Origin of the sequence: Bradyrhizobium ontarionense, assembly GCF_021088345.1 — a bacterium.
Classification (GTDB): Bacteria; Pseudomonadota; Alphaproteobacteria; order Rhizobiales; family Xanthobacteraceae; genus Bradyrhizobium; species Bradyrhizobium ontarionense.
On sequence record NZ_CP088156.1, the window covers coordinates 5,468,148 to 5,479,819 of the forward strand.

Genomic DNA, 11,672 nt, shown 5'->3' on the forward strand with positions numbered 1-11,672 from the left:
CGCAACTCATACGCAGAGAACCGAGTGGGGTGAGCCGACGATAGCCTCAAGCGCGCCGGATTTGCGTTAAAAATGCATCACGCGCCGGTCACCTTTTCGCTATCCCGGCAGTCGCGTGTCGGATCGCCGCACGGCGTTCCGTCGCAGCGAATGCGCCGCGACCGCACCTACTCGATCACGGCATGATCCGCCGGTGCCGCCTGCGCGCGCAGCGCCGTCCGGGTCGATCCGATCATGACGGCGAGCGGGATCGACACCAGGATGAAAACCATCACCAGCTGGTAGTCGTGCGAGAAGGCGAGGATCTGCGCCTGGACCATCACCATCGCATCCGCCATTGCGCGGCCGGCGTCGGTCGACAGGTTCAACAGGCCCGCGACATTGGGCATCTGTAGCGCGTGATTGAACGGGTTGATGTGCTCGACCAGGATGGCGTGGTTGCGCCGCGTTCCCTCGGTCAGCTGCGCGATCGCAATGGAGATGCCGATCGAGCTGGCGACATTACGCACCAGGGTCAGCATCGAGGTTCCATCGGTCCGCAACTCGCCGGGCAAAGTGAGGAACGCCACCGTCGACAGCGGCACGAATACGAGGCCGAAGCCAAACCCCTGCATGATGCTGATGGCGATGATCTCGGGCACGCCGGTCTGGTCGGTCCACGCGGTCATCTGGAACAGCGATAGTGCGGTCAGCGCCAGGCCGACGATGATCAGCGTGCGCGCCTCGATATAGCGCAGCATTCGCCCGACCAGCATCATCGCGACGAAGGTGCCGCAGCCGCGCGTCGCCAGGAGCACGCCGGCGGTGATGATGGGGTAGCCGATCACGTTCTGCAGATAGGGCGAGGAGAGTGCCATGGTCGAGAACAGCACCAGCCCCATCACGGTCATGAACACGCATCCGCCGACAAAGTTGCGATCCTTGAACAGCGCGAACTGGATGAACGGCCGCTGCGTGGTCAGCGAGTGCGCCAGGAAGTAGTAGAAGCCTAAGCCGGCGACGATGAACTCGATGATGATCTCGTTGCTCTCGAGCCAGCCTTGGTCCTCACCGCGGTCGAGCGCGATCTGCAGCGAGCCGATGCCGATCGCGAGCGCCGCGAATCCGAACCAGTCGAAGGTGAGCGCAGCGTTCGGCTTGGTCTCCTCCATGAAGGCGATCAGACCGAGCACGGTGACGGCGCCGAATGGCAGATTGACGAAGAACACCCAGTGCCAGGAATAGCTCTCGGTGAGCCAGGCGCCGAGCGACGGGCCCATGATCGGGCCGAGCATCACGCCCATGCCCCAGATCGCCATCGCCTTGGCCCGCTCGTGCAGCGCGTAGGAATCGAGCATCACGGCCTGCGACAGCGGCACCAGCGCGGCGCCGAACACGCCCTGCAGCAGCCGGAACAGCACCATCTGGGTGATGTCCTGGGCGAGCCCGCACATCACCGAGGCGATGGTGAAGCCGGCGGAGCAGACGATGAAGGTGCGCTTGCGGCCGAAGCGGTTGGCGATCCAGCCGACCGGCGCGGTCATGATCGCGGCCGCCACGATGTAGGACGTCAGCACCCAGTTGATCTGGTCCTGCGAGGCCGACAGCGTGCCCTGCATGTAGGGCAAAGCGACGTTGGCGATGGTGGTGTCGAGCGCCTGCATGATCGTCGCCGTCATGGCGCAGATCGTCACCATGTTGCGCCGAAATCCGGGAACGGCGGACGATGAGGCGGCAGACGCGGTCATGGCGTGCTACTCGTCCTTGTCAGCCGCATGCGCTGATCCGAGCAGGCCGGCGAGCGTGCGCTGATGGCCGGTGTCGATCGCGACGTTGACGCTCATGCCGGCCTTCAGCTTCGCGACATATTTGTCGGTCTTGTCGAAATAGATTCTGACGGGCACGCGCTGCACCACCTTGACGAAATTGCCGCTGGCATTCTGCGGCGGCAGGATCGCGAACTGCGCGCCGGTGCCCGGCGACAGCGAGCCGATCGTGCCCTTGAAGCGGTGGTTGGGGAAGGCGTCGACGTCGAGCTCGACCGGCTGGCCGACAGCGACATAGGTGAAGTCGCTCTCCTTCGGATTGGCGTCGACCCAGGGATTGGCGATGTCGATCACCGCGAACACCGGCGTGCCCGCGGTGACGAAGCGGCCGAGCTGGATCTGGTCGACTTGCGTGGCGACACCCGGCATCGGCGCGCGCAACGTCGTGTGGTCGAGGTCGCGCTGGGTGTCGTCGAGCTTGGCCTTGGCCTGGACGTAAGGCGGGAACTGCTCCAGCGGCAGCTCGGGATTGCCGAGCAACTGGGTCCGCGCATTTGAAAGCTGCTGCTTGATGAACTGGGCCTGTGCACTCGCCGTGACCAGGGCGTTGGCGGCGTTGTCGAGGTCGAGCTGCGAGCCGAAATTGTTCTTGGCCAGCGTCTGCTTGCGCTCCACATCCTTCTGCTTCAGATCGATGCCCTGATTGGCAAGGTCGAGCATTTGGCCGTAGATCTTGATGTTGGCGGTCAGGTTGTCGTAGCTGGTGCGCGCCTGCTCCAGCGCCGCCTTGGCCTGGTCGACGGCGAGGCGATAGGGCACCGGATCGATCTCGAACAGCTCGTCGCCCTTCTGCACCTGCTGGCCTTCCGTGACGACGATCTTGACGATCTTGCCGGAGATGTCGGGCGTGATCAGCACCTTCTGGGCGCCGACATAGGCGTCGTCGGTGGTCACGTAGCGGCCGCCGTTGAGATAGAGGGCGACGCCGCCGATCGCGGCGATGACCGGCAGCACGACCAGCAGCAGCGTGCGGCGGTAGCGGCGCAGGAAGCCGGGGCGTGCGGGCTTCGCGGCCGCCGTGGCAGCGTCGGGGCTGGCCTTCTGTTCCGGGGCCATTTTCAGGGCTGGCTCAGCCATAGCGCGGCTCCTTTCGCTGCTCGTCGCACAGCGACTGCAGGGCGTTTCTGATGTTTTCTTTGATGGTTTCGAGGTGGGTCATCAGCCGCTCGGCCTCGGCCGGGCTGATGCCTTGAAGCGCGGTGTCGGTCAGCTCGGCGCGCAGCACGGCGAGCTTGGCGAGCAGCGGCCGCGCGGCCTTCTTCAGATAGAGCCGGTTGACGCGGCGGTCGCTGTCGTCGCCGCGGCGCTCGATCAGGCCGGCGTCGGCGAGCTTGTCGATCAGTCGCGTCAACGTGATCGGCTGCATCTCCATCAGCTCGGCGAGTTCCGACTGCTTCATTCCCTCGCGGCGCTCGACCTTTGCCAGCACGGCCCATTGCGCACGGGTCATGCCGAAGCGTGCGGCCTCCTTGTCGGCATAGCCGCGCACCAGGCGCTGCAGCTCGCCGAGCGTAAACAGGAAGTCCACGGGCGCACCGGCCATGCTGATCTCGATTCGAGCTGAGGGAACTGACCTTCGGTCCTAATGAGCCTAGAATATAATAAGCAAGCTTATGAATTTTTGATGGTGCCCTGGTGCGGACCCGCTCCAACGGAGACGCATAGCTCGGCTACGGGCTTTGGCGCGGCGGACCTGAAATGCTAGATTGTCCGTAATGACCCTTGCCAAGCCCACCTTCCCGGCGCCAGACCATGATCATGGTCGCTGCGCGGCGGATGCGATCACCCATGCCGAGCGCGTCTGCGCCCAGCGCGGCCAGAAATTCACGCCGTTGCGCCGCCAGGTGCTGCAGGCGCTGCTGTCGAGCCACCGGCCGCTCGGGGCTTATGAGATCATCGAGGAACTCGCCAGGGTGGCGTCGCGGCCGGCGCCGATCACGGTCTATCGCGCGCTCGAGTTCCTGATGGCCAACGGCCTGGTGCACCGCATCGAAAGCCGCAACGCCTTCCTCGCCTGCGCGCACGACCACGAGCAGACCGCGCTGGTGGCGTTCCTGATTTGTGAGCGGTGCGGTGCGGTCGGCGAGGTTCCCGCAGCGCCGATCGCGGAGAGCCTGAAGGTGGCCGCTGCTGCATCGGGCTTCACGCCGAAGCTTTCGGTGGTCGAGATCACCGGCACCTGTGCGCATTGCCAGGCGGCGGCGTGAGGGCGATAACCGTTCGGCCACCTCGATAATAAACGTCTGCCGGGAGCAAATGTCCGCAACGTCATCGCCATCCGCCGCGACCCGGCCGCTCGGCCCGGGCGCGATCGCCGTCATCCTCGTGCTCTGCCTGTCCTGGGCCTTCAACCAGATCGCGGTGAAGCTGGCGCTGCCGGAAATTTCGCCGCTGCTGCAGGCCACTTTCCGTTCGCTCGGTGCGCTCCCGGTGCTGCTGATCTTCGCCCAGTTCCGCGGCGTCAAGATGTTCGAGCGCGACGGCACGCTGACGCTCGGGCTGGTGGCGGGAGCGCTGTTCGGCCTGGAATTCGTGCTGATCTATCAGGGCCTGCTGCTGACCTCGGCCTCGCGCGCCGTCGTGTTCCTGTATACCGCGCCATTCTTCGTCGCGCTCGGCTCGTTCCGCTTCCTCGGCGAGCGGATGGGGCCTGCGCAATGGGGCGGCCTGGCGCTCAGCTTCACTGGCGTGGCGCTGGCGATCGGTATTCCCCAGGCCAATGTCGACGGCAAGGTTCTGCTCGGCGATCTCCTGGTGGTCGGCGGCGGCCTGCTGTGGGGCGTGACCACCGTGTTCGTCAAAGGCAGCCGCCTGCGCTTCATCGCTCCGGAGCGGGCATTGGGCTACCAGGTCGCGGTCTCGGTGCCGATCATGGCGCTGGCGGCCCTGATCGCCGGCGAGCGGCTCGGCCAGGTTCCGAGCCCGTTCGTGATCGGGCTGATGGCCTACCAGTCGATCTGGGTGGTCGGGACCACGTTCACGATCTGGTTCGCGCTGATCAAGGCCTATTCGGCCAGCAAATTGTCGGCATTTACCTTCATCACCCCTTTATTCGGGGTGGTGGCGAGCTATTTCATCCTGCATGACGCCCTGACGCTGGCTTTTGGCTTTGCCGCGGTGCTTGTGATCATTGGGCTTTTTCTCGTAAACCGCCCGAACCCAGCCGCCGCCCGGCCGACTGATCCATTGCTGAATGTCACCAAAACCTGATATCCGAGGCCCCATGAAGCCTACATCCGACAAGCCCGAGATCCTGTCTCAGAACGATATCGCCGGACCTGCTCCCCGGCACCAGACCACGCAAGTCATGGTCGGCAACGTCGCCGTCGGCGGCGGGGCGCCGATCGTGGTGCAGTCGATGACCAACACCGACACCGCCGATATCGACGGCACGGTGGCCCAGGTCGCAGCGCTGGCGCGCGCCGGGTCCGAGATGGTGCGCATCACGGTCGATCGCGAGGAGGCCGCCGCGGCCGTCCCGCACATCCGCGAGCAGCTCGACAAGCGCGGCATAACCACGCCGCTGATCGGCGACTTCCACTACATCGGCCACAAGCTGCTGACCGACTATCCGGCCTGCGCCGAAGCGCTGGCGAAATACCGCATCAATCCCGGCAATGTCGGCTTCAAGGACAAGCGCGACACCCAGTTCTCGACCATCATCGAGCTCGCCAACAAATACGGCAAGCCGGTGCGCATCGGCGCCAATTGGGGCTCGCTCGACCAGGAGCTGCTCTCCAAGCTGATGGACGAGAACGCCGCCTCCGCGACGCCGCGCGATGCGCGCGCGGTGATGCGTGAGGCGATGGTGCAGTCGGCGCTGCTCTCGGCGGCGCGGGCCGAGGAGCTCGGCATGCCGAAGGACCGCATCATCCTGTCGGCCAAGGTCTCGGCCGTGCAGGACCTGATCGCGGTCTACGAGGATCTCGCCGCGCGCTCCGACTACGCCATCCATCTCGGCCTCACCGAGGCCGGCATGGGCTCCAAGGGCATCGTCGCGTCCTCGGCTGCGCTCGGCATCCTGCTGCAGCAGGGTATCGGCGACACCATCCGCATCTCGCTGACGCCGGAGCCCGGCGGCGACCGCACGCTCGAGGTGCAGGTCGCGCAGGAGCTGCTGCAGACCATGGGCTTCCGCACCTTCGTGCCGCTGGTTGCGGCCTGCCCGGGCTGCGGCCGCACCACCTCGACCACGTTCCAGGAGCTGGCGCGCTCGATCCAGGATTTCATCCGCGAGGAGATGCCGGCCTGGAAGACGCAATATCCCGGCGTGGAAGCGCTCAACGTCGCGGTCATGGGCTGCATCGTCAACGGCCCCGGCGAATCCAAGCACGCCAATATCGGCATCTCCCTGCCCGGCACCGGCGAGGCGCCGGCTGCGCCCGTCTTCGTCGACGGCAAGAAGTTCCGCACCCTGCGCGGGCCGTCCATCGCTACCGACTTCAAGGCGCTGGTCATCGACTACATCGACCAGCGCTACGGCAGCGCCGCCAAGGCCGCGGAGAGCGTGACCGCGGCGGAGTAATGGGGCTCCGCGGTTGATTGGAACCGGTGGCGCCTTCTGCGCCCCGGGCTGATCGCGCGGTGCTTGCAATCGCGGCGAGAATGCCTGCCCATTCGTTACTCCGTCATGCCCGGGCTTGTCCCGGGCATCCACGTCCTTCCCAGGATGCCGAACGACGTGGATGGCCGGGACAAGCCCGGCCATGACGATGTGGAAGCAGGCGGGCGCATAACACCGATCGTCATATGCGATTGCCCTGTCGCAGCCGGGGAGAGCTCGAGAAAGAGCCCGCGGCTCGATCTCATGTCCAATCTGGCTGTCGTGAGGGCGACAGCTGACCCTGCAACCGTCGGCTGCTTGTGCCGCGCGCCTCAGTCTGAAATTTTCACCCGCGGATCGGCCGCAACGCGCCGCCGCCGTGTCGCGCGGCGGTGTTGCGGTTGACCTCATCAGGACGGCGCCGCCCCACTGCTGCCCGCATGATCAGCACCTTGAGGCCTGCTGAAGAGGACGCCTCGATGGATCTCGACATCCGTGAAATGACTCTCGACGAGACCGGGATGGTCATCGACTACTTCTATGCGTCGAGCGTCGAGCAGCTCGATCTCATGGGCATCGATCCGACGCGGATGCCGACACGGCCGGTCTGGAGCAATCTGTTCAAGACGCTCTACGCGACGCCGTTGGCCGAGCGCGCGGCGCTCTTGATGATCTGGCGGCTCGACGATCGGCCGGTCGGCTTCTCCACCTGCGACCGCATCGTGTTCGGCAACCGCGCCCACATGCATCTGCACGTCACCGAGCCGGAGCTGCGTGGCCGCGGCATCGGCACCGAATGCGTCCGCCGCAGCATCGATCTGTATTTCGAGCGGCTGCAGCTCCAGCAGCTGTTCTGCGAACCGCACGCCTACAACATCGCCCCCAACCGCGCCCTGCAGAAGGCCGGCTTCCGCTACCTGAAGACCTACAAGACCGTGCCCGGCCCGATGAACTACCACCAGGCGGTGACGCGCTGGATGATCGAGCGGTGAAGGCGGGGGCACGAGGTCCGGCAGCGGCAGGTCCGCTTGCCAATGAGTTACCCGTCAAGGCCGGCCATGAGGGTGTGGATGCGTCCCGCGCCTCATTTCAGATCGCTATCGCGACATCCCGGTTTTGCCCGTCGCGTTACCATGTCGCACCTCATCAGGCTTGTGCCGTCGGGCAAATCAGGTCGATCTTTCCGCACGTCCCGCCTCGCTGAGAGGGGCGCTTCGCGGTCGTCACGAACGTGGAGGCGGGATGCGGTGGACGCGATGTGGCGCAGTGAGCCCAACGGGCTTCACGGACGAACGCCATGGCGCGGACGGTCAAGTCGCATGGTCCTGACATCCCGATGCTGATGCCAAGCTGGCCGATGATCGCCAGTGACGGGGGCAACAAAGCCCGGTCCCCGGGGAGAGTGCGAAGCAGCCGTTAAAACCATTGCGCAGGGAAGGCTGGGTCGTTCCGGCTGAACCTGTGGTTCCTGCCGCCTGCATTTTTTCCGCAGGCGGGCCACGGGCCTCAGCCGAGGCCCGGCCTTCCCTGCGCCCTCCGATTGGAGAGGGCGACGAGCTCCTCATAACTCGGGCAGACCGTGCCGCGAGATCATGAACTCATGACCGATGTCAGCGATCGCGGCGTGCGTGCCCGGCATTCTCGGTGTCATCACCCGCGCAGGCGGGTGATCCAGTACGCCGCGGCCGCGGTGATTGAGCCGCGCCGCCGGTGGAATACTGGATCGCCCGCCTGCTGTTCAGACCGGGCACATAGCTTACACCTGTTCGGAGACATAGTTGACACTTTTCGGGTCGCGCAAATCGATGGCTGCGATCTGATTTGCGGCAAAGAATATTCCGAACTTCCCGTCGCTACTGAGCGGGCGAATGGCGAGCCGCTCGCCACGAAAGGCTTGCGGCACTTTCCAGAGACGTCCCTTGAAGCTGACGTAGGCCTTCGTCGTAGAAACGGAACGGACGACCTCGCCCTCGTCGTACTCCACCGTTGGAAGGCGATCCGGCATCGTGCGCTGGCTGGGTCGATAGCGGCTTGCCGGCACATCGAAGTCCAACGCCTCGTGCGGCCGGTCGAGATTGTAGACGGCTCGCCATTCGTCGAGTGCCCGCTGGACATCGTCAAGGTCGCGGTAGCGCCTGAAGGCAAAGACCTCGGCCTTCAGGGTGCGATGGAAGCGTTCGTTCTTGCCCCGGCTCTGGGGATGGTAGGGGCGGCTGTGGATCGTTCGGATACCGAGCTTCAGAAGCCATACTGTCAGCGTGGTCCAGGGATCTTCAAGGGTGAAGCCCCAGGGGCCGCCGTTGTCGACGAACATCGCATCCGGCAGTCCGTAGCGGTGGAACGTCGTCTCCAGATGTCCTCGTACCGTCGAGCCTCGTTCGTTGTCACAAGCTGCCAGGCACAAGGAAAAGCGCGAGTGGTCGTCCAACGCCGTCAGCGGATGACAGGACACGCCGTTCTCCAGCGCGCTGTGCCCCTTGAAGTCCATTTGCCAAAGCTGATTGGGCGCATCCTTCTCGAACCGTTTGTAGGGCTGCCCAGGCGTGCCCGCAGGCTCCGTCACCCGATCGTAACGGCACAGGATATTGTGCACCGTCGATATCGCGGGAACGGCTTGCCCGTCGCGATCGAGACGACGCGCGAGCTTGCGCGCTCCCCAGGCTGGGTGAGCATCGCGCAATGCGACAATCTGCTGCTCAGTCGCAGCTGCGGTGCGCTCCGGACTGCGATGAGGCCGCCGCGACCGATCCGCCAGCGTTGTATCGCCGGCATCATGCCGCTGGATCCACTTGTAGCCGGTCTGAGCGCTGATGCCGAACTGCCGGCACAGCTTCCGCCGGTTCACTCCCTCCTGCTTGGCAAGCATCACAAACTCTCGTCGTTGGTCCATGACAGACACCTCTCGCCACGGCATCGCTCGCCCCTTTGCTTGACGAATCGAGCCGATTTTGACGTGTCAACCATGTCTCCGAACACCTGTCAGCCATGTCCCCGGGCTGAACACTGCGCGGGCGATGACGGCGGAGAGGATCATGGGCGATGATTGTGGAGGGATACGCGCTGCTCCTTCTCCGTCATCGCGAGCGCAGCGAAGCGATCCAGGGCCGTGCAAGGATTCGGGATTGCTTCGCTGTGCGCTACGCTCGCAATGACGGCATTTGCCGCACCATCGCGTCCGACAACTCCGTCACCAGCTCTCATCTCCTACAACGGCAGTTCGCCATACGACCGGTTGGCGAGGCTTGCTTCCTCCAGGTCGAGATCGCGCTCGATGCGGCGGCGGGTCTCATCGGTGATCTTGCCGTCGCGCAGCATTACGTGGATGAATTTTCGTTCCACCGTGATCAGTTCGCGCGTCAGTTCGATGCCGAGGGCGGACGCGTCGTTGTCGTCAGGCTTGAGACCCTCCGGGAGCTGATTGGTCCGCACCTCATGGCGTGCCCGCAGCAAGCGCACCACCTCGTCCGACAGCTCGCGGTCGTTGGTCATCGTCTCCAGCGAGCGCAGGGCGCTGTCGAGGGCCTCGCGCCGGGCCGCGATCTCCTGCTCGTGCTCGCGCTGATGCTCGGCGCGGCCCTGGTTGCCGAGCCCGAGCCAGCGAACGACGGCCGGCAGGGTCAGGCCGAGGCCGATCAGGGTGAAGAAGATCACGCCGAAGGCGATGAACAGAATCTGGTCGCGATAGGGAAACGCAGCGCCGGTCGAAAGCGTCAGCGGCAGCGCCAGCGCTGTCGCGAGCGAGACCGTGCCGCGCACGCCGGTGAAGCCGATGATGAAGGTCTGCCGCCACGGCGGCAGCGGATCGCGGGCGCGCAGCGAACTGCTCAGCAAACGCGGCAGGATCGTCGCCGGAAAGGTCCAGGCGAAGCGCGCGATGACGACGATGGCGAGCACCAAAGCGGTTGCGATCATGATCTCATCGAGCGGAAAAATCTTCGACTTCTCGTAGATCAGCCGCATCTGGAAGCCGGTCAGCAGGAACAGCATGCCCTCGATCAGATAGACCATGAGGTCCCAGAAGAAGACGCCCTGCAGACGGGTCGCCGAGGAGATCCACAGCGGGCCGTTCCAGCTCATGTAGAGGCCGCAGGCCACGGTCGCGATCACGCCGGAGCCGCCGACATGCTCGGGGATCCAGAACGCCAGATAGGGCGTCAGCACCGACAATGTGATCTCGACCTGCGGGTCGCGCGAATAGTGACGGGCGCGAAGCATCAGCCAGCCGACGCCGATGCCGAAGGCGATCTCGCCGACCACGATCGCTGCGAACTCGCCTGCGGCGACGGGAAGGGAAAACGCGCCGGTGGTGATCGCGGCGACCGCGAAGCGATAAAGGATCAGCGCGGTGGCGTCATTGGCGAGGCCTTCGCCTTCGAGGATCACCATCACCCGGCGCGGCAGATGCAGCCGGCGAGCGATCGCGAGCGGCGCCACCACGTCGGGCGGCGCGACGATGGCGCCGAGCAGGAAGCCGATGCTCCAGGGGAGGCCGAGAAGATAGTGGGTCGCCGTCGCCACTGCAAAAGCGGTGAAGAGCACGCAGCCGACCGCCAGCAGCACGATCGGCCGCAGATTGCGCTTGAACTCGCGCCAGCTCATCGCGACGCTGGAGGAATAGATCAGCGGCGGCAGCACCACCAGCAGCACGAGCTCGGGCGGCAGCGCGAAGGCCGGCATGGTCGGCACGAAGGCGAGCGCGATGCCGGCAAGCATCAGCAGGATCGCCGGCGCGAGGTTGGCGCGCCGCGCGATCAGGGCGGTTCCTGCCAGCACCGCCAGCAGGATCAGGAATATCTGAAAATGAGCTTCCATCGGGGCGGGCCGGGCGTCGCTGCGCCGGTCTCAGTCCCTGAGGTCGTAGCGGTAGGACTTGGAGACGATCTGCCACCCGTCGCTCAGCCGCATCGCCACCAGATAATCGGTGAAATAGCGCGGCGGCAGCTGGCAGCGCACCTTGATGAAGGCGGTCTTGTCGTCCGAACGGTCGATGGTCACGATGACGTCCTCGCGCGCCTTGCCTTCGCCCTTCGCGGAGGGGCGCTTGCGCACCCAGGCCAGCCAGTCGGGCACGGTCAGGATCTTGAGGTCGCCGTTCTCGACCCAGCGCAGGTCGGCGCTGGGGTGAAAGACCGCGCCGAGCTTGTCGGCATCGCCCTCGTAGAGCGCATCGAAGTAGCCCTGCACGACGGCCTCGACGGTGGAACGGTCTGTGCTCACGGCCAACTCCCTGGGAACCCGGACAAACAACGATCGCATTTTCGATGCAAAACCGGGCTTGGCAAGCCATGAACTGCGGTCGACGCGCCAGCGACAGAACTATAGTG

The 11,672-nt window shown here is 65.1% G+C and carries 10 protein-coding genes; 4 read left to right on the plus strand and 6 right to left on the minus strand.

Going from position 1 to position 11,672, the window contains the following annotated elements; all coding sequences use genetic code 11:
* Positions 1-167 precede the first annotated feature (167 nt).
* The 3 genes from LQG66_RS24205 to LQG66_RS24215 are packed head-to-tail and all read right to left on the minus strand — an operon-like array spanning position 168 to position 3,348.
* The gene (locus LQG66_RS24205) at positions 168-1,727 is read right to left on the minus strand and encodes a DHA2 family efflux MFS transporter permease subunit (protein ID WP_231318174.1); all 1,560 of its coding nucleotides are present in this window, start codon (positions 1,725-1,727) and stop codon (positions 168-170) included.
* 6 nt (positions 1,728-1,733) lie between these two features.
* Positions 1,734-2,882 carry an HlyD family secretion protein gene (locus LQG66_RS24210; RefSeq protein ID WP_231318175.1) on the minus strand — a complete coding sequence of 383 codons (1,149 nt, stop codon included), beginning with the start codon at positions 2,880-2,882 and terminating at the stop codon, positions 1,734-1,736.
* A complete protein-coding gene (locus LQG66_RS24215; RefSeq protein WP_231318176.1) occupies positions 2,875-3,348 on the minus strand; it encodes a MarR family winged helix-turn-helix transcriptional regulator in 474 nt (157 codons plus the stop codon). The genes LQG66_RS24210 and LQG66_RS24215 overlap by 8 nt, the downstream gene beginning before the upstream one ends.
* Before the next feature lie 172 nt (positions 3,349-3,520).
* Here LQG66_RS24215 and LQG66_RS24220 point away from each other — a divergent pair, with 172 nt between their 5' ends.
* From LQG66_RS24220 to LQG66_RS24235, 4 genes are all read left to right on the plus strand, one after another.
* Positions 3,521-4,012 carry a Fur family transcriptional regulator gene (locus LQG66_RS24220; protein ID WP_231318177.1) on the plus strand — a complete coding sequence of 164 codons (492 nt, stop codon included), beginning with the start codon at positions 3,521-3,523 and terminating at the stop codon, positions 4,010-4,012.
* A 49-nt stretch (positions 4,013-4,061) separates the two neighbouring features.
* Positions 4,062-5,015, plus strand: a complete 954-nt coding sequence (locus tag LQG66_RS24225; RefSeq protein ID WP_231318178.1) for a DMT family transporter — start codon at positions 4,062-4,064, stop codon at positions 5,013-5,015.
* 13 nt (positions 5,016-5,028) lie between these two features.
* Positions 5,029-6,330, plus strand: a complete 1,302-nt coding sequence (gene ispG / locus LQG66_RS24230) for a flavodoxin-dependent (E)-4-hydroxy-3-methylbut-2-enyl-diphosphate synthase (RefSeq protein ID WP_231318179.1) — start codon at positions 5,029-5,031, stop codon at positions 6,328-6,330.
* Between the two features lie 497 nt (positions 6,331-6,827).
* Positions 6,828-7,340, plus strand: coding sequence for a GNAT family N-acetyltransferase (locus LQG66_RS24235; protein ID WP_231318180.1), 513 nt, complete (start codon positions 6,828-6,830; stop codon positions 7,338-7,340).
* 764 nt (positions 7,341-8,104) lie between these two features.
* Here the strand turns inward: LQG66_RS24235 and LQG66_RS24240 are convergent.
* The 3 genes from LQG66_RS24240 to LQG66_RS24250 all read right to left on the minus strand — a co-directional run bounded on the left by LQG66_RS24240 (position 8,105) and on the right by LQG66_RS24250 (position 11,565).
* Positions 8,105-9,262, minus strand: coding sequence for an IS481 family transposase (locus tag LQG66_RS24240; RefSeq protein ID WP_256460584.1), 1,158 nt, complete (start codon positions 9,260-9,262; stop codon positions 8,105-8,107).
* Positions 9,263-9,552: 290 nt separating this feature from the next.
* Positions 9,553-11,160 carry a Na+/H+ antiporter gene (locus LQG66_RS24245; RefSeq protein WP_231318181.1) on the minus strand — a complete coding sequence of 536 codons (1,608 nt, stop codon included), beginning with the start codon at positions 11,158-11,160 and terminating at the stop codon, positions 9,553-9,555.
* Positions 11,161-11,190: 30 nt separating this feature from the next.
* Positions 11,191-11,565 carry a nuclear transport factor 2 family protein gene (locus LQG66_RS24250; RefSeq protein WP_231318182.1) on the minus strand — a complete coding sequence of 125 codons (375 nt, stop codon included), beginning with the start codon at positions 11,563-11,565 and terminating at the stop codon, positions 11,191-11,193.
* Positions 11,566-11,672: the final 107 nt, after the last annotated feature.

Bases quoted from the DNA above. Each gene is read 5' to 3' on its own strand.
- LQG66_RS24205 (WP_231318174.1), bottom strand. From the start codon at position 1,727: ATGACCGCGTCTGCCGCCTCATCGTCCGCCGTTCCCGGATTTCGGCGC.
- LQG66_RS24210 (WP_231318175.1), bottom strand. From the start codon at position 2,882: ATGGCTGAGCCAGCCCTGAAAATGGCCCCGGAACAGAAGGCCAGCCCC.
- LQG66_RS24215 (WP_231318176.1), bottom strand. From the start codon at position 3,348: ATGGCCGGTGCGCCCGTGGACTTCCTGTTTACGCTCGGCGAGCTGCAG.
- LQG66_RS24220 (WP_231318177.1), top strand. From the start codon at position 3,521: ATGACCCTTGCCAAGCCCACCTTCCCGGCGCCAGACCATGATCATGGT.
- LQG66_RS24225 (WP_231318178.1), top strand. From the start codon at position 4,062: ATGTCCGCAACGTCATCGCCATCCGCCGCGACCCGGCCGCTCGGCCCG.
- ispG (WP_231318179.1), top strand. From the start codon at position 5,029: ATGAAGCCTACATCCGACAAGCCCGAGATCCTGTCTCAGAACGATATC.
- LQG66_RS24235 (WP_231318180.1), top strand. From the start codon at position 6,828: ATGGATCTCGACATCCGTGAAATGACTCTCGACGAGACCGGGATGGTC.
- LQG66_RS24240 (WP_256460584.1), bottom strand. From the start codon at position 9,262: ATGCCGTGGCGAGAGGTGTCTGTCATGGACCAACGACGAGAGTTTGTG.
- LQG66_RS24245 (WP_231318181.1), bottom strand. From the start codon at position 11,160: ATGGAAGCTCATTTTCAGATATTCCTGATCCTGCTGGCGGTGCTGGCA.